Source organism: Streptomyces sp. NBC_00316 (assembly GCF_036158715.1).
GTDB lineage: Bacteria > Actinomycetota > Actinomycetes > Streptomycetales > Streptomycetaceae > Streptomyces.
This window is the reverse complement of record NZ_CP108024.1, coordinates 518,105-534,169: the sequence shown is the minus strand read 5'-3', so window position 1 is coordinate 534,169 and position 16,065 is coordinate 518,105. Positions and strand designations below refer to the sequence as shown.

At 69.9% G+C, this 16,065-nt stretch carries 16 protein-coding genes and 3 pseudogenes; 11 read left to right on the top strand and 8 right to left on the bottom strand.

What is annotated here, in order from left to right; genetic code table 11:
* Window positions 1-131 precede the first annotated feature (131 nt).
* Complete coding sequence (locus OG878_RS41320) at window positions 132-977, top strand: AfsR/SARP family transcriptional regulator (protein WP_328891848.1); 846 nt, start codon at window positions 132-134, stop codon at window positions 975-977.
* Window positions 978-1,404: 427 nt separating this feature from the next.
* On the top strand, window positions 1,405-2,226 hold the full coding sequence (locus tag OG878_RS41315) for an AfsR/SARP family transcriptional regulator (RefSeq protein WP_328891847.1): 822 nt from the start codon (window positions 1,405-1,407) through the stop codon (window positions 2,224-2,226).
* Window positions 2,227-2,335: 109 nt separating this feature from the next.
* Here OG878_RS41315 and OG878_RS41310 read toward each other — a convergent pair whose 3' ends face one another.
* Window positions 2,336-2,626 carry a hypothetical protein gene (locus OG878_RS41310; RefSeq protein WP_328891998.1) on the bottom strand — a complete coding sequence of 97 codons (291 nt, stop codon included), beginning with the start codon at window positions 2,624-2,626 and terminating at the stop codon, window positions 2,336-2,338.
* Here OG878_RS41310 and OG878_RS41305 point away from each other — a divergent pair.
* The 3 genes and pseudogenes from OG878_RS41305 to OG878_RS41295 all read left to right on the top strand — a co-directional run.
* A pseudogene (locus OG878_RS41305) lies at window positions 2,549-2,884 on the top strand (metallophosphoesterase); the annotation flags it as partial. The gene OG878_RS41310 and the pseudogene OG878_RS41305 sit on opposite strands and share 78 nt — an antisense overlap.
* Window positions 2,885-3,552: 668 nt before the next feature.
* A complete protein-coding gene (locus OG878_RS41300) occupies window positions 3,553-4,806 on the top strand; it encodes a helix-turn-helix domain-containing protein (RefSeq protein ID WP_328891846.1) in 1,254 nt (417 codons plus the stop codon).
* Between the two features lie 351 nt (window positions 4,807-5,157).
* Window positions 5,158-5,736 (top strand): maltokinase N-terminal cap-like domain-containing protein, encoded by a 579-nt coding sequence (locus OG878_RS41295; RefSeq protein WP_328891845.1) that lies wholly within the window; start codon window positions 5,158-5,160, stop codon window positions 5,734-5,736.
* Window positions 5,737-5,765: 29 nt separating this feature from the next.
* Here the strand turns inward: OG878_RS41295 and OG878_RS41290 are convergent.
* The 6 genes and pseudogenes from OG878_RS41290 to OG878_RS41265 form a co-directional block, all read right to left on the bottom strand.
* Window positions 5,766-6,023: pseudogene (locus OG878_RS41290) on the bottom strand (IS5/IS1182 family transposase); the annotation flags it as partial.
* 26 nt (window positions 6,024-6,049) lie between these two features.
* Complete coding sequence (locus OG878_RS41285) at window positions 6,050-6,844, bottom strand: carbon-nitrogen hydrolase family protein (protein WP_328891984.1); 795 nt, start codon at window positions 6,842-6,844, stop codon at window positions 6,050-6,052.
* Window positions 6,845-6,909: 65 nt separating this feature from the next.
* Window positions 6,910-7,047, bottom strand: coding sequence for a hypothetical protein (locus tag OG878_RS41280; protein ID WP_328891844.1), 138 nt, complete (start codon window positions 7,045-7,047; stop codon window positions 6,910-6,912).
* 76 nt (window positions 7,048-7,123) lie between these two features.
* On the bottom strand, window positions 7,124-7,993 hold the full coding sequence (locus OG878_RS41275; protein ID WP_328891843.1) for a carbon-nitrogen hydrolase family protein: 870 nt from the start codon (window positions 7,991-7,993) through the stop codon (window positions 7,124-7,126).
* Window positions 7,990-8,772, bottom strand: coding sequence for a flavin reductase family protein (locus tag OG878_RS41270; RefSeq protein WP_328891842.1), 783 nt, complete (start codon window positions 8,770-8,772; stop codon window positions 7,990-7,992). Before OG878_RS41270 ends, OG878_RS41275 begins: the two co-directional genes overlap by 4 nt.
* Window positions 8,773-8,948: 176 nt before the next feature.
* On the bottom strand, window positions 8,949-10,121 hold the full coding sequence (locus tag OG878_RS41265) for an aminotransferase class V-fold PLP-dependent enzyme (protein ID WP_328891841.1): 1,173 nt from the start codon (window positions 10,119-10,121) through the stop codon (window positions 8,949-8,951).
* Window positions 10,122-10,468: 347 nt separating this feature from the next.
* On the opposite strand from OG878_RS41265, the gene OG878_RS41260 reads away from it, so the two are divergent.
* The 4 genes from OG878_RS41260 to OG878_RS41245 all read left to right on the top strand — a co-directional run bounded on the left by OG878_RS41260 (window position 10,469) and on the right by OG878_RS41245 (window position 14,396).
* Window positions 10,469-10,762: a hypothetical protein gene (locus OG878_RS41260; protein ID WP_328891840.1), complete on the top strand. Its 294-nt coding sequence runs from the start codon at window positions 10,469-10,471 to the stop codon at window positions 10,760-10,762.
* Window positions 10,763-10,861: 99 nt separating this feature from the next.
* Complete coding sequence (locus OG878_RS41255) at window positions 10,862-12,754, top strand: WD40 repeat domain-containing protein (protein WP_328891839.1); 1,893 nt, start codon at window positions 10,862-10,864, stop codon at window positions 12,752-12,754.
* Window positions 12,755-12,756: 2 nt separating this feature from the next.
* On the top strand, window positions 12,757-13,398 hold the full coding sequence (ribA, locus tag OG878_RS41250) for a GTP cyclohydrolase II (RefSeq protein ID WP_443049317.1): 642 nt from the start codon (window positions 12,757-12,759) through the stop codon (window positions 13,396-13,398).
* Window positions 13,395-14,396 (top strand): formylglycine-generating enzyme family protein, encoded by a 1,002-nt coding sequence (locus OG878_RS41245; RefSeq protein ID WP_328891837.1) that lies wholly within the window; start codon window positions 13,395-13,397, stop codon window positions 14,394-14,396. The genes ribA and OG878_RS41245 overlap by 4 nt, the downstream gene beginning before the upstream one ends.
* A 118-nt stretch (window positions 14,397-14,514) precedes the next feature.
* Here the strand turns inward: OG878_RS41245 and OG878_RS41240 are convergent, their stop codons facing one another.
* Window positions 14,515-14,961 (bottom strand): DUF1772 domain-containing protein, encoded by a 447-nt coding sequence (locus OG878_RS41240; protein WP_328891836.1) that lies wholly within the window; start codon window positions 14,959-14,961, stop codon window positions 14,515-14,517.
* Window positions 14,962-15,052: 91 nt separating this feature from the next.
* On the opposite strand from OG878_RS41240, the gene OG878_RS41235 reads away from it, so the two are divergent.
* Both OG878_RS41235 and OG878_RS41230 read left to right on the top strand, forming a co-directional pair.
* Entirely contained in the window at window positions 15,053-15,631 is a 579-nt protein-coding gene (locus OG878_RS41235) for a TetR/AcrR family transcriptional regulator (RefSeq protein ID WP_328891835.1), read from the top strand.
* 164 nt (window positions 15,632-15,795) lie between these two features.
* A pseudogene (locus OG878_RS41230) lies at window positions 15,796-16,065 on the top strand (class I tRNA ligase family protein); the annotation flags it as partial.

The window sequence follows — 16,065 nt, the reverse complement described above, 5'->3', positions numbered from 1 at the left end:
GCGGAAAAATCGCTTGTAACCCCTTTTGTCGCAGAGGAGGGCGAGCGCGGTGACCCAATTGACAAACCGCCTGTGCTGTTTTTTAATGTGAGCCTTGTGCACCAGGACAGGAAGCCAGGGAGGCGAGCTGCGTGGACATAGATGCTCTGGGTGCGCTGGATGTGCGTGAGAACGGGGTGAGCATCACCCCCACCGCGCCCAAGCCGCGTCAGGTTCTCGCTCTGCTGGCCCTGCACGCGGACCAGGTGGTGCCCGTGTCGGTCCTCGTCGAGGAGTTGTGGGGGAGTACGCCGCCGCGCAGCGCCCGTACGACCCTGCAGACCTACGTGCTTCAGGTGCGTGACCTCATCGGCGTGGCCCTGCTGCAGGACCCCGCCGACCGTCCTGCCCGCACTCCCAAGGACGTCCTGGTGACTGCGCCCGGCGGTTACATGCTCGTCAGCGGTGAAGGTGTCAGCGATGTCCGCGAGTTCGACCGGCTCGCAGGCCTCGGTTACCGGGCCATGGACGCCGGCGACTATCCCAGGGCCGCCGAGACCCTGCGGCAGGCGTTGGATCTGTGGACCGGATTGCCCTTTTCCGGGGTGCAGACGGGCGGGCAGCTGGGGACGGAGGTCAAGCGGCTCGAGGAAAGCCGGCTATGCGCCCTCGATCAGCGCATCGACGCGGATCTGAGGCTGGGGCGTCACCGCGAGCTGCTGGCCGAGCTGACGGTACTGGTGAGCCGCTACCGCACGCATGAGAACCTGCACGCCCAGTTCATGATCGCGCTGCACCGTTCCGGCCGCCGGGGCGAGGCGCTCGGGCTCTACCGGCGGCTGCGCAACACCCTCGTACAGGAACTGGGGATCGAGCCGTCGGTCCGGCTCGCCCGGTTACAGAAGTCCCTGCTGGCCACCCCGGTCGACGACGGACGCGCCCCCGTCAACGGCTCCGTGCTCCCGCTGGGGGGCGCGGGCGCGGTGCCGATCAGCTGACGCGGTCTTCTCTTCCTCTCCTCGCGACTTGTAACCCGCCACGGGACCAAGGGCTGTCCCGTGATCCCTGGCGGGCGCACGACGACAGGTGCGGCACCTCGCCGCGTTGTCGGAACGCCCGGATACGCCCCGTATGAGGACGCTCCTCCGCCTTGCGATGCACCGCATCCGACGCCGCGCGCTGATCCACCAGGGATGACGGGACAGCCCTCAGAGGCCCTCATCCCGCTCCCGGGTCGGTTCTTTCCATCAGAAAAACATAGGGAAAAGAAAGATCGAGAGCTTGCGTAAACCGAATTATTTGAAGTCCGCTACAGAGTCGCTGGAGAAATGCACTCGGTGGGGCATGGCCCGATAGCTTGCTTCCCAGCGCAGCTTTCTGGCCACTCGAGGCCATTTGCGAGCGGACGCTAATGGGGAGGGCGAAGTGAGGGTTCATCTTCTAGGTCCGTTGTGGGCCGAGGTCAATGGCGGGTCGATCGTCCCGACGGCCAGCAAGCCTCGCCAGATCCTGGCGCTGCTTGCGCTGTATCCCAGCCGAGTGGTGCCGGTTCCCACTCTGATGGAGGAGATCTGGGCCTCGAACCCGCCACAGAGCGCACTCACCACATTGCAGACATATATTCTCCAGCTGCGCCGCAGGCTCGGCACGGCGATGGGGCCCGACTCGCGCGAAGGCGTCAAGGATGTGCTAGCCACTCGGCACGGTGGCTACTTGCTGCAGATACCGGACTCGAATATCGACGTCCGTATCTACGAGAAACTGGCGCGTGAGGGACAGATCGCTTTCGAGAACGGAGACAATGCGCTGGCGGCCGAGCGTCTTCGCTCCGCTCTCGACCTGTGGCGCGGCCAGACCCTTGTCGATGTACGGCTCGGCCCGGTTCTCGAGATCGAGGCCATGCGGCTGGAGGAGAGCCGCCTGGTGGCGGTGGAGCGCCGGATAGACGCGGACCTGAAAATGGGCCGGCACGCGGAACTCATAGCCGAGCTCATGGAACTGACGGCACGTCACCCCCGGCATGAAGGCCTGCACTCGCAGGTCATGGTCGCCCTGTACCGCTCCGGCCGGCAGAGTTCGGCGCTGGACGTGTACCGAAGACTTCGCGGGCGGCTCGTCGAGGAACTGGGGGTTGAACCGTCGCCGCAGTTGCAGCGGCTGCACCAGGCGATGCTGGCGGTCGACCCGCTGCTCGATGTGCTGTCGGGACCGCGGCGGACGTCGACGTTCGATCTGTTCGCCGCCTGAGGCCACGGGACAGTCCTCAGGTGACCTGAACCCGGGCCGTCCAGTCGGGGGAGGGAGTGGATGGCCCGGGGCCGGATCGTGCACCGGGCCGGGGTGCCCGGGTTCCGTTTCATCGTGGGCGACGGCAGTCGCGTACGGCTGGAGCGATGCCGGAAAGGACGGAACGGGAACGCCGCTGCGCGGCGTGGGTGGCCGGCAGAGCCGAGACGATGCAGGCGACGTCGGAACTCTTGAACACGCCCGCGTGGTCGTCCGCGAAGGCGACCTCCCGGCGCACGAGAGCGGAGGCGGGCGGCCGGCCTCGACGCTGGAACATCACCGTTGCCGGGCGCGGGTAAAGGAGACGGAGGCCCGGCTCGCCGAGGCCGACCCCGCCCTCCCGCTCGTCCTCGTCAACCACTATCCGCTGGTACGGCAACCGACCGGCATCCTGCGCTACCCGGAGTTCGCGCAGTGGTGCGGCACCGGGCTGACAGCCCACTGGCACACCCGCTTCCCCGTGCACACCGTGGTCTACGGGCATCTGCACATCCCCCGTACGACCTGGTACGACGGAGTGCGATTCGAGGACGTCCCGGTCGGCTACCCACGCGAGTGGCGATCCGAGGGTCGGGCCGCGTCAGATCCTGCCCTCGTCGCGATGACAGCGCGCCCGTTGCAGGCCCGCCGCCTCAGTGCGGCGTCGGCACGTCGCTCGTGGCCGCCGGCTCCAGCGGCAGATCCGGGCGCCGCGGCTCGTTCCGCAGCGCCAGTCCCCGCACAGGCCGCGGCGGACAGTTCACCGTCACTGCGCTGCTGGGCGATCCACACCGCGGCGCGCACCCGAGCGCAGCGACAGCGGCGGCGCGCGCGCTCCGCCACTGCCTGGTGCCGGCCGGGCCGCGTTCCACCGCTGCCTGCGCAGCTTCGTATCCGGCTGCCCGAATCCGCGCAGGCGAGGACGGAACGGCGGTGTCCGGTTCGGCTGCCGCCGACCGTCTCGGCCAGCCGATGTCGTCATCGGACTCCTCCGACCCGGACGTGGGCACCAGGTGCTTCATCAGCGACTCCCCCACGAGGACATACGCTCGGCAAGACTGCTCGAAATTCTGCCTCGAAACGCTCGGAATCCACTCGGGACCCGCTCGCGCGACACTCGAGCGATGCCGAAGGACGGCGTGAGCCCTGCCGGAGAGCTGGTTGTGGGCGCTGGCAAACGTTTGCCCGAATGTTGTCAGCGGCCGTACGCTCGATGCTCAACCGAGGCCTTGGCCCGCCGGTTCGTTCTCTGCGGCCACTCCCGCTCGTGTACGCGTCCCTGACCGCTGCTCTCCGAGGAATTGGTCCATGTTGCGACAGCCCGCGTTCGGAAGCCGGTTGAAGAAGATCCGCTTGGCCCGCGGCCTGTCCCAGACCGCGCTGGCCGGCGACGGCATGTCCACCGGATATCTCTCCCGGCTGGAGTCCGGGGGGCGCCAGCCCACCGACCGTGCGGTGGCCTACCTCGCCGAGCGGCTCGACCTGCAGCCGTCCGACTTCGAGGAGCCTGCGGCGGGTTCGCTCGCGCACGCGCTCACGCTGGCCACCTCCACCGGCTCGGGCACCGCCGTGGACGTACTGCGCGAGGCGTACGCGGCCGAGGGCCACGAGTCACCCGCACTGCGCTGGCAGGCGCTGTGGCTGCTTGCCCACTCCCACAGGCTGGAAGGCGACCACGTCGGTGAGCGGGCCCACCTGGAGGATCTGGTCCGCCTCGGCGACGAGGTCGCGCTGCCCGAGCTGCGGGTCCGCGGCCTGACCCGGCTGGCCCGCTGCCTGCGGTCCGTCGGCGAGATCCAGGCCGCCCTCGCCATGAGCGAGGACGCCCACCGACTGGCCTGCGAAGCGGACTTGGGCGTCGAGGACCGGACCGGTGTGCTGCTTGCCCTGGCGTCCGTGGAGACGGAGGCGGGTCGGCTGCCGGACGCGCGCGTCCACGCCGATGAACTGGCGGAGCTGGTCGAGGGGCGCTCTGACACCCTGTGGGCGGAGGCGCTGTGGACGGTGGCCGCCGTGCGAGTGCGGCAGGGCGATCACGCGGGCGCGCAGCACATCCTCGAACTGGCGCTGGCCGGGTTCTCCAGCGCTGAGGACCTGACACTGTGGGTCCGGTTGCGGATCGCGGCCAGCCGGCTGTATCTGCAGAAGGCCCCGGCCGACCCGGCGGCGGCGAAGCGCCGCATCGACGAGGCGGAGGCGGCTCTGGTCTATGTCCGCACGGAGACCTTGGATCAGGAAATGGCCGGACTCAAGGCGGACTTGGCGTTCGTCACCGGCCGCTACGACGACGCCCGCGCGCTGCTCGCCGGGCTGGCCAGGGACGAACTGATGACGTACCGGGACCGGGTGCGCTTCGATGTCCTGCGCTACCAGCTACGCGTGCTCGAGGGCGACGAGAGCGGTGTCCAGGGGCTTGGTGCGCTGGCTGAACAGGCGCAGCGCAATGGGAGCATCGACTTGGCTGCGGAGATCTGGCGTGTTCTTGCCGAGGCGCTCACTCAACTGCGCGCGTCGCCCGCCCGGCCGTCGCCCCGGCTGGTTCAGGATGCGGACAGCGCTTGACGGGTGTCCCGTCACGTCGTGGTGCGTCGGCGGATGCGCGGCGACCGGGTTGCGGCACAGCGTGGTGACCGTCGCCTCGTTCAGGGCGGCCGGCGAGCGGGACTCCGTCACTCGTGTTGAGTGGCCCCTTGGGGAGGACCGGAACTGTCAGTAGCGGCAGCGGTGATCTGGCGGGATGCGGTCGGAGAACCAGAGTTCCTACAGGTCGGGAACGTGGCTGTCAGAGGCCACAACGACAACGGGGAGGCCTACGAGGCGACTCGCTGCCGCTCGGGAAGCATGGCCGTGTCCTATAGATTCGATCACATCCCGTTGGAGGACGGGCCCAGACCCACGCGTGAGGGAGCTCGCATGGCCGCCATCCATCGCACCACCATGACGCCTACCAAGTTGGAGCTGCTCACCGGCTGGCTGCCGAATCAGAGCTGGTACGTGGGCGACGCAGAAACGCCGGAACTGGTTAAGGCCGGTGGGTTCCGTCTGGACGATCCGGATGGCGCGGTCGGGATCGAGTTCATGGTCGTGGTGGACGCCACCGCGCAGGAGCCGGTGGCGTATCTGGTGCCAATGGGCTACCGCGGTGCGGCGCTGGAGGGCGTCCCCGGCGAGGCGTTGATCGGCACGTCCGAGCATGGGGTGCTCGGCACCCGGTGGATCTACGATGGCGTCCACGACCCGGTGGTGATGGCGCAGTTGCGCGCGCTCCTGCGCGGCGAGGCGATGCCGCAGCACCAGAGCAAGAGCGACACCCCTGACCCGACCGTCACCGTGCACGGAACTGGCCCTGACGACGGGCTTGACGTTCAGGTCAACCGCGTCCTGCGGCCGGCGGAGGCCGCGCAGAGGTCGTCCATACGCCTCGTCTCCGGGTGGATTTGGCCAGACGGAACGGCTGCGCGGGGAGTACTCGCGGCCGTCGCGCTGCGGTAAGAGGTCGCGCGGAGACAGTAGGCGTGTGGTCAGGGTCGGCGGTTCGGGCGTCCGTTCCAGCGGTGAGTTGTCCAGGACCGCCGGATCAGGCTGCGCACGGTGATGATTGTGTCGGCGAGGTCGAAGAAGGCATCGATGACGGTGACGCGACGCTCGTAGCACCGGGCGAGACGGCGAAAGGCGTTCTGCCAGGCTTGGGTGCGTTCGACGTACCAACGCCGACCGGCCTGAATGGGCGCCTTCTCCCCCTTGTGCGCGATGCGTCCGTGCAGGCAGCGTTCGCTGAGCAGAGCGCAGCCGCGCTTTGCACCGTTTACATTGATCTGCCCTGTCCTTCGTAGGACAGCCTCAGCAGGTCTTGCCGCCGCTGGCCGAGGTACCAATTGCCGGACTGGTCAAGATCGATGGTGGATCTGATGACGGCGGTGTCGCCGGAGGTCACCTCGGCCAGGACCTCTCCTCGCGGCGAGATGATCATGCTTGGGCAGTGCTGGTGAGGGTCCGCGACGTTCGCCGCAAGGACGAACCGCTGGTTCTCCGCTGCGCGGCTGATGAGGTGGCTTCTCCAAACCCCAGCTGGCTCGGCTGTATTTGCGGCGTGGGTGAGATAGATGAACGCCTGTGCTCCGCTGCTGGCAAGGTGCTGCCATTGCTCGGGGAAGCGGATCTCCCGGCAGATCTGGACACCGAGGCTGACATGCCCGCCGGCCATCGGGATGGAAAGGGTGGAGAGGTACGTCCCCGCTTCCAGTCGGCCGCGTTCGTTCATCGCCAGGTTGATCTTCCGGTAGATCCACCTTGCGCCGTTGGGTGAGAAGTAGACGGCGGCGTTGCTCCAGACTCCCTGATCGAAGAGCAACGTGCCGCAGAACAGATGGACCGCTTTCTGCTGCGCCAGGTCGGCGACACGGTCTGTGGCGTGCGCCAGGGCCAGAGTGTCGAGGTCGCCAAGGACGGAGAGGTCAGGCCCGTAGCCTGACAGTGCGCCCTCGGGCAGGACGACGATGTCGTCGGGCCGGGCTTCGGCCAAGACCTCGGAGATCAACTCCACATTCCGCTTGACGTCCCAGGTGATAGGGAACTGTGCGACCGTTAGCGATACCCTCACGAATCCTTCTTCCGGCGGCTGATCTCGGCTGCGTATGCGGCCCAGTCTCCGGCAGCGGCTCGCCGTCACTTCACGGCGACGGTGATGTCGATGCCGAGGGTGCGGGCGAGGACCGCGGCGGGCAGCTCGGTGGCGAGCTGGAACAGGGCAGTTGAGCGGGTCTCGGCGAGCCGGATGCCGAGTTTGCGGAGACGTTCGCCCATGGCCCAGACACTGATCGGGCGGCCGGGCTGACCGCCGGGGAAGAGCCAGGGTGAACAGTGGCCCGCGGCGAGGAACTCACGGGATGTCGCACAGCCGGGCGCGCTGTTCGTCGAGCATGTGCAGGAAGCCGCGGACTTCGGCCATGCGGCTCGGGTCCAGGTCGGCCAGGATCGTGCTCTCCTTGTCCGTGCCCGCGCCGGCCGCCAGGGTGCCGTCCGGCGCGTATACGACGCTCCCGCCGCGCGTCGGGCGGGTCGCCGGCCCGCCGACCGGGTTGGCGAACACGCTGTAGACCGTGTTTTCCAGGGCCCGGGCCGCGAGGTAGACGGCGGCGCGGTGTTCGTTGCCGGACGCGAAGGCGCCGAGACACAAGTAGGCGTGCGCGCCGGACAGTGCGGCCGCCCTGGCGTGTTCGGGAAACGACATGTCGTAACAGACCGAGAGCCCCAGCCGCCAGCCGTCGGCCTCCAGTGCCGCGCCCGCCTCCCCGGCCGTGAACAGCCGGGCCTCGTCCGAGTGCCACAGGTGCTGCTTGTCGTACACGGCGGACACGGCGCCGGAAGGATCCACGGCGACAACGGAGTTTGCCAGCCGCCCGTCGGGCCGGCGGGTCGCGGCGCCCGTCAGGACCAGCGACCCGGTGCGGGCGGCCACCTCGGCCAGTGGCTCGAGCCGCCCATCCGTGATCGCCCCGGACTCGTCCGTGGCGACCTCGCAGTCGGCGGGCGCCGCGGCGAGGGTCGGCAGGTCGTAGGCGCACAGGTGCAGTTCGGGCAGGACCACCACACGCGCTCCGCGAGCGGCGGCGTTTGCGACCAGCCCGGCCGCCCGGCGGCAGTTGTCCGCGATGGCCCCGGGCGTCGCCTCCGTCTGCACGACGGCCAACCGCAGCGGCGCGGACGGCAGTTCCGTATCGGCGAGCGGCTGGGCGGTCGGGCCCTTCACGACCGCGCGCTCCCCTCCGGGAGGCATGCGAAACCCGGCTTGGCACCCTCGCGTTCCACCATGACCCGCGCCCCGGCGACCGACAGAACGTCCCGGGGAAGCGGCAGGTCGACCAGGAAGTCGCCGTACTCGGCCGACGGGTGTTCGCCCAGGTCGGCCCGGGTACCGTCGGCGCCCACCAGGCTCACCCGCCAGACGTCGGCGCCCGGTGCCGCGGGCCCTGTGGCCGCCACCCGCAGCGTGCCGTCGGGCAGCACCTGAGCGGCGGCCGCGACGGCCGTTCGCCGCACGGGCTCACCGAGCGTGTGCATGGGGCCGTGCTTCACCAGCGGCCGGCGGTCGGTCTCGGGCAGGTGCGCGGCCACGACCTCGGCGACGAACATGGTGTGCACGGGCAACGGCACCGTCTCGCGCAGCACGCACTCCAGAGCGACCAGGCCGCCGTGGACCCAAGGGGTACCGGTGGCCTGCGGGGTGCCGAACTCGATGAGTTCGCAGCTCGTCTTGTCGAGGTCGCCCAGGGAGAAGCTGCCGGCGAAGTCGGCCAGCTCGGCCTGCTCCTCGGAGCACAGCGTCAGGCTGAACTCGCCGCGCTCAGGGATCAGTTCACGGCTCTGCGCCCGAGGACTGAGCACCACGGCTGCGTACAGCGGGTTCTTGTTGACGAAGTAGGACCACTCGGCGGACATCACGTTGACGCCATGGTCGTGACGCACGGCGATGAGGCCGATGGTGCTCGTCGCCTTCTTCCACAGCTGGTCGGGGATCTCCAGGGACACGCTGCCCTCACTGCCTGCTTCGACCCGGCTCGCTGAGCCCTTGAGATCATTCACTGTAGGCCCGGTTCACAGCCCGGCGGCGATGCATTTCGGCCAGATCATCTTTGGTTCCAAGCGCCCCAAGATCCAGCCCCCGCTTCCTGATCCAGCCTGATCTCACCGGGACAGAGCTCCTCTTAGCTGCCGACGAGGGCGACACGAGCGGTGTCCGTCCTCGGGAAGGCGTGGCCCGACCGGGCGTCGGCCACCACTGCGGCAAGGGCCTCGGCGAAGTCGGCGATGTCCTGCTGCGTATTGCCGTTGTGCACCGAGGCGCACAGGGCCGTGGTGCCGGATCGGGGGCGCGCGAGCAGCGGGGTCTGCTCGGCCACCGTCTTCCGCACCGCCACTCCCCGCTCCGCGAGGCCGCGCCGGATGAGCGCGGCGGACAGCTCCGGGTGGTGGAAGGCGAGCATCGCCGAATGGCGCCGGCCGGGTGCGAGCAGTTCCATGCCGGCAACCGCGACGACGGCGCTGCGCAGCGCAGGGACCAGGTCGTCGTACGGCGGAGCCGGGTTCTCGGCGTGGTGGGCCAGGACCGAGGCGAACGCGGCGACCGCGGCGGTTGCCGGTATGGGCGAGGCGAAAGCGGCCGTGCGAGGGGCCTCGTCGCCGGAGTCCGCCCGGGACAGTTCTTCGCGCAGCCTCGGCGCCACGTAGGCGAAGCCGACCGAGCGCGGGCCGCGCAGGAACCGCCAGCCGTCGCCGGTCAGCAGATGGCAGCCGATGCTCGAGGTGTCCACGGGCAACTGGCCCAGTGAGTACGCCGCGTCGACGGCGTACAGGCAGCGGTACGGGGCGAGGAGGCGACCGATGTCCTCGACCGGGTTGACGATGCCCCGGTTCGCGGGGACGTGGGTCACGGAGACCAGCGCCACGGAGTCGTCGATGTGCGTGGTCATCCACTCGAGGTCCAGGTCGCCGTCGGGGCGCAGCGGGACGACCTCGAGCCGGCAGCGGGTACGGTCGCGCACGGACCGGAGCGTGGCGAGGTGGGCGGCGCTCTCGTAGGGAGTGGTCCAGATCCGGTCGCGCCTGCCGAGCGTGAGGCCGGACAGCAGCGCGTCGAACGCCGCCGCGCCGCCGGTGAACAGCTCGGTGTGCCCGTCGGGGGTGTTGAGCAGGCGCTCGAGCCGCTGGTGGACCTCGCCGTGTACGAGGTCTCCGACCCGTTCCTCGAGTTCATGGGGCCCGAAGCGATCCTCCAGGCGTACGCACTCGGTGAGAACCGTGCGTACCGCGTCAGGCATACGGCCCTGACCTGCCGTGTTCAGGTGGATCATCTCCAGGGCCTCCCCTGTGCCAGACATTGCCATCTTCCTTGGCAATAGATTGCCTACATGGAAAGGGAGTTGGCAATCGGCGCTCCAGCGTCGCTCTAGTTTGGACGCTCCGCGAGGGCGCGCTGCGGGCTGTCCGTCAAGAGGAGCGCCAGGGGGCGCCCGCTTGCACCGGAGCCAGAAGACGGCGATTGCCGCAGGTCACATGCCAAAGAGGAGACCCGGAACGGCGGATTGTGGAGGGACTCTCCGGCCATCGGTTTGCCTGGCTCCAGCCGTTCTTGAGCACATCACGAGCGGAACCCGAGGCAAGGTTGTCAATCTTCTTGCCAAGAAGCCGCACACACAGGCAGAACCGAGCCGCAGAGGAGTCAGTCATGAAGGGTCTCGCCCGGGGTCTGGTCGTCCCCGCCACTCTCACCGCCGCCCTGTTCACCGCGGCCGGAGTCAGCTCCGCGGATGACATCGGGTGGCCCGTCGCCCCGTCCGGCACCGTCTCCGCGAAGGACATCGGGTGGCCCGTCGCCCCGTCCGGCACCGTCTCCGCGAAGGACATCGGGTGGCCCGTCGCCCCGTCCGGCACCGTCTCCGCGGACGACATCGGGTGGCCCGTCGCCCCGTCCGGCACCGCCTCCGCGGACGACATCGGGTGGCCCGTCGCCGGCGCCTGACGGACGGGGAGCCGGCCGCGATGTACGCAGCCGTAGACCAACAGGTCGGTGCACAAGCCGAGTACACGCCTGTCAAATAGCCGAACAGCAAGGGACGATATGCACTCGATCAACCTGCCCGTCAGCCTGACCGGACACGCCGCCCCCGTCACCCACGTCGCGCTGCGCCCCGACGGAGAGCGCCTGGCGAGCTGCTCCTACGACGGAACCGCGCTGGTCTGGGACACCCAGGACCCGGCCAGGCCAAGGCTTCTGCACCGCCTGCGGCACCGACGCATGGTCAACGCCTGCGCCTGGAACCCCGCCTCCCCGGACCTGCTGGCCACCTGCTCCGCCGACAAGACCGTCGCCGTGTGGCGTATACCCGACGACGACGGAAGCCCACCCGGCCTGATCAGCGTGCTCGCCCGCCACACCGACGACATCAATTCCGTCGACTGGATGCCCGACGGCGAGCACCTCATCTGCGTGTCCGAGGACGGCCGGGCCACCATGTGGAACGCCCTGACCGGAAGGTTCCTCTCCGAGGTCGGCTCCCACACGGCGCACTGCATGGCCGTCTCCGTCAGCCCGGACGGGCTGGTCGCCACGGTCGGCGAGGACGGCATGGTGGCCGTACGCCGTCCCGGCACCGACTCCGACACCGCCGTGCGGCACTACGACTCCTCCATCGAGGGCTGCGCCTGGTCACACTCCGGCAAGGTGCTGGCCGTCGCCCTCGACGACGGCTCCGTCAACCTGCTCACCGGCCGACTGGAGCTGCTGCGCACGCTGCAGGTCTCCGACTCGGCGGCCCGCACGGTCGCCTGGTCCCAGGACGACACCTCGCTCCTCATCGGCGCGTACGACGGTGCGCTGCACTTCTTCGACGCGGACGGCGGACGCACCCACCGCGTGCAGGACGCCCGGGTGTGGCCCCGCTCCGTGTCGGTGGCGCGCGGGCTGGTCGCGGCAGGCAGCTTCTGGAACGGCCCCCATCTGTACGCTCTCGACGGCGCCGCCGAGATCGCCGCCCCCACCGCACCCAACCACGGCCCCAACGCGCTGGCCGCACACGACGGGCAGCTGTTCGTCGGCTGCGACTCGGGCACCGTGTTCGCCGTGGACCTCGACGGCACGACGGTCCACGGCGACCAGGCCGAGGCGCCGCGCGCGGTGCGCGCACTGGCCGTCGCCGACGGACCGGTCCTCTCCCTCGCCGCCCGCGACGGCGCCCTCTACGCGGCCACCTACTCCGGCCATGTGATCGGCCTGCTGGACGGCCGCCGGATCGTCAGCGAGCAACTCGGCGCGCCGCTGCCGTCGCTCTGCTTCGACGGGGACGCCCTGGTCGCCGGCACGTACAACGGCGAACTGGTCGCCCTCGACCCGCGGACGCTGACCGTTACGGCCCGGCGCAGGGCCCACGGCGGCTCGATCAAGTCACTCACCGCGCTGCCCTCGGGCTTCCTGTCCGCCGCCACCGACAACACCGTCGCCGCGGGTGACCTGTACCGACGCGACACGCTGTGGGAGCACGGCAACCTGGTCAACGCCGTCGCCACCCTCGGCGGTCGGGTCGCGGCGAGCGCTTCCCGCGACCACACCGTCAAGGTCGGCCGGATCACCGGCCATGGCCCGGGCGCACGGCGAGCCGAAGCCGTCCAGACGCTCCTCGGACCCGACGAGTCGGTCAAGTGCGTCGGCCTGCTCGGCTACCCCGACGCCCCGGTCGTGCTGGCCGGTTCATACGACTTCGGCCTCTACGCGTGGCGCGTCGACTGGGACGCAACCGCGCGGACCCTCGCCTCCGGGCACCTGCTGACTGCGTTCGACCAGGGCCTGTCCTGCATGACACCGCTGGACGTCGACAACGTCGTGGTCGCCGGCTGGGACGGGCGGATCGTCGTCGTGACCTCTGGACCCGACGGCGAGCCCCGCGTACGGCGGGACTGGCGGATCGAAGACCTAGCTGCCCAAGCCGATCGCCACGAGGAGGCCCTGGCCATATGAGCATGTACGAGTCCCAGACCACAGCGGTCGTCACCGTCCCGGAGGTCACGGTACGGGCCCGCGTCGGCGTCACCCTCCACCGGGCCGGAGGGCAGCGCGCCGAACTGGTCACCTTCTCCGGACTGCCCGACGCGGCCGAGCACCTCGCGATCGTCGTCGGTGAACCCGCACAGAGCGTCCCGGTCGTCCGGCTGCACAGCGAGTGCCTCACCGGGGACGTCCTCGGCTCCGCCCGCTGTGACTGCGGCCCGCAGCTGGAGGAGTCCCTGTGGCGGATCGCCGCCGACGGGGGAGTGGTGCTGTATCTCCGCCAGGAGGGGCGCGGTATCGGCCTCTACAACAAGCTCGACGCCTACCTGCTCCAGGACCAGGGAGCGGACACCTTCGAGGCCAACCAGCTCATCGGTCGCGAGGCCGATGAACGCAGCTACGATGTCGCCGCCGCGATGCTCAGTGCCCTCGGCATGAAACGCATACGGCTCCTCACCAACAACCCCGACAAGGTGGCACAGCTGCGGGAGTACGGCATCGATGTCGTGGACGCCATCCCCACCGGCGTCCACCGTACCGTCGAGAACGCCCGCTACCTCGAGGCCAAGGCCCTCCGCCAGGGCCACACCATCGCTCTGAGTGGCACCTCATGAAGCTCGAGGACGTCGCCCACTCGCCCCACTTCCGGGAGCACGCCGCCCTGGCCCGACCCGGCGACGTACGACCGCCCGGGCAAGAGGCAGAGGCCCTGACAGCGCTCACGCCGCAGCAGTTGGCCGCCCGGCTGGAGGACCTGCGGGTGCCGTCGGCGCAGCGGCTCGTCGCCGGGGGCACCCTCGCGCTCACCGGCGATCCCCGCATCGACGGCGCCCGTCCGGCCACCTGCCACGTGCCGGGCGGCACGGTGGAGATCGGTCTGAGCGCCGGGTCGGTCGGCGCGGTCGTCACCGACTGGGCGCACGTAGGCGTCGAGCGGTCCTGGATCGACAAGGAGACCCCGGCCCACACCGTGGTCCTGCGGGACTTCTGGATCGGCCGCTACCCGGTCACCAATCAGGAGTACCGGGACTTCCTCGCCGACACCGGCCGCCCCGGCCGCCCGACCACCTGGTACCTGGGCGCCTACCCGTACGACCGGAGCAACCACCCCGTCGCGGGTGTGCAGCCCGAGGATGCCGACGCGTACGCGGCCTGGCTCAGCGACCACACCGGCCACCCGTGGCGGCTCCCCACAGAGGCCGAGTGGGAGCACGCGGCCAAGGGGCCGGACGGCCGGGAGTTCCCCTGGGGCAACACCTTCGACCCGGCGGCCGCGAACACGCGGGAGACCGGTGTCCACACCACCACCCCCGTCGGCGCCTTCCCCGCCGGACGCTCCCCGTTCGGCGTGTACGACATGGCGGGGAACGTCGAGGAGTTCACCGCCGACGACTACCGCCCCTACCCCGGCGGGCCGTTCGTGGCGGACCACCTGGTGGAGTCCATGAACACCTACCGGGTCGCCCGGGGCGGCAGCTTCTCCCGTTTCGGCGACCTCACCCGCACCCGCCGCCGCCACGGCGCCTTCCCCGGCCCCCTGTACCCCGTCGGCTTCCGTCTGGCCACGAGCCGCCGGCCGTCGTACCCGGAGGAGGCCACCGGGGATGAGTGACGGCCGTTGATGACAGTGGTGCGTGTCCGCGGGCTCGTCGGCCGTCCCCGCACCCGCCCGGACGCGGTCGCCGGGGACAAGACATCCCACGCCACCAGCGCGGTGTCGGCCCGCGGGCTCAGGCGAGGGCGGCGGCCAGCAGGGCGAAGGCGGCGATGATGACGGCGACGCGGATGTAGTGGAAGCGGTCCCAGCGGTTCATCTGCTCCTTCCAGTCCTCGGGCCGGTTCTCGGGGGTCCACGTCTTGCCCCGGTTGTTGATCGGGACGAGCAGCAGAAGCGACATGATCACGCTGAGGATCAGCAGCGCGCCGGCGGTGACGACGAGGCCGGCGCCGGGGCGGTGCCATCCGGCGATGGCCCAGACCGCGCTCAGGACGAGCGAGCCGATGTACCAGAACGGCATCACGGCGCCGAGCATCCGGCCCCCGTGGGCGCGGCCGAGCTGGCCGCTGTCCTCGGGGAGTGCGTTGAGGATCGGGTTGATGACGAAGGCGACGGAGAACTCCACCCCCACCATCAGGCCGACGACCACGGTGGTGAAGACCTCGAGTGCGTTGAGCATGATGACCCCTCCTGTGATCTAGCGTCGCTAGATGATGAGGCAACGCTAGTACTGCTGCCGCTCGATTGTCTAGCAGTGCTAGGATCGAATCATGTCGGTACAGGAACGCAAGGAGCGCGAACGGGCGGGCCGCGAACGCCTCATCGTGGCGACAGCCCGCGAACTCGCCGAGCAGCAGGGCTGGGACGCGGTCACCACCCGCCGGCTCGCCGAGCGCATCGAATACAGCCAGCCCGTCCTCTACAGCCACTTCCGCGGCAAGCGCGAGATCATCGGCGCCGTCGCCCTCGAGGGGGCCGCCGAGATGGCCGCGGCACTGCGGGCCGCGACCTCCGCCGCAGACCGCCCTCGCGCCCGGGTCACCGCCCTCGCCCGCTCCTACCTCGACTTCGCCGCACGCAACCCGGCGGTCTACGACGCCATGTTCCAGCTCGACGGCGGCCTGGCGTTCGCACACGAAGACACCCCGAGGCCGCTGAAGGACGCCTTCGCCGCCCTGCTGGAAAGCCTCGGCGAGGTCGCCGGGGACGGCGTCCACCCGGCACTGTTCACCGAGACGTTCTGGGCGGCCCTGCACGGGCTGGCCACCCTGACCCGGGCGGGACGGCTGCCGCCGGAGGACACCGAGCGGAGGGTGGAACTGCTGGTGGACCGGTTCGCCATGATCTGACACACCGTCCCGGCGGGCACGCAGCCGGGATCCCGGGGCCCCGCTGCATGCCTGCGGCATCGCTTCCGGTCACTCGCGCCCACACGGCGCAGCGGGAGATCGCCGGGCTCCGTACCCCCGACGGGGCACCCGCCCCGCAAGCTGCGGTGCTCATTGCCGTCGAGGACGAGAAGGCCTTCGAGGAGCTCTGGCGCGGACTGGGGCTGTCGGTGGACTGGACAATGACGTACCAGACCATCGATGGCGAAGCCCGCGCCACCTCGCAGCTCGCCTTCCTCAAGAACCTCGCCCACGGCGAGGCGTACATGGCCGAGGCTCCAACCCTGTGGGACGTCACCTTCCGTACGGCCGTCGCCCAGGCCGAACTTGAAGACCGTGAACGGTCCGCAGCCTTCCACCGCCTGGCCTTCCATCAGGCAGACGGTACGAAGGTA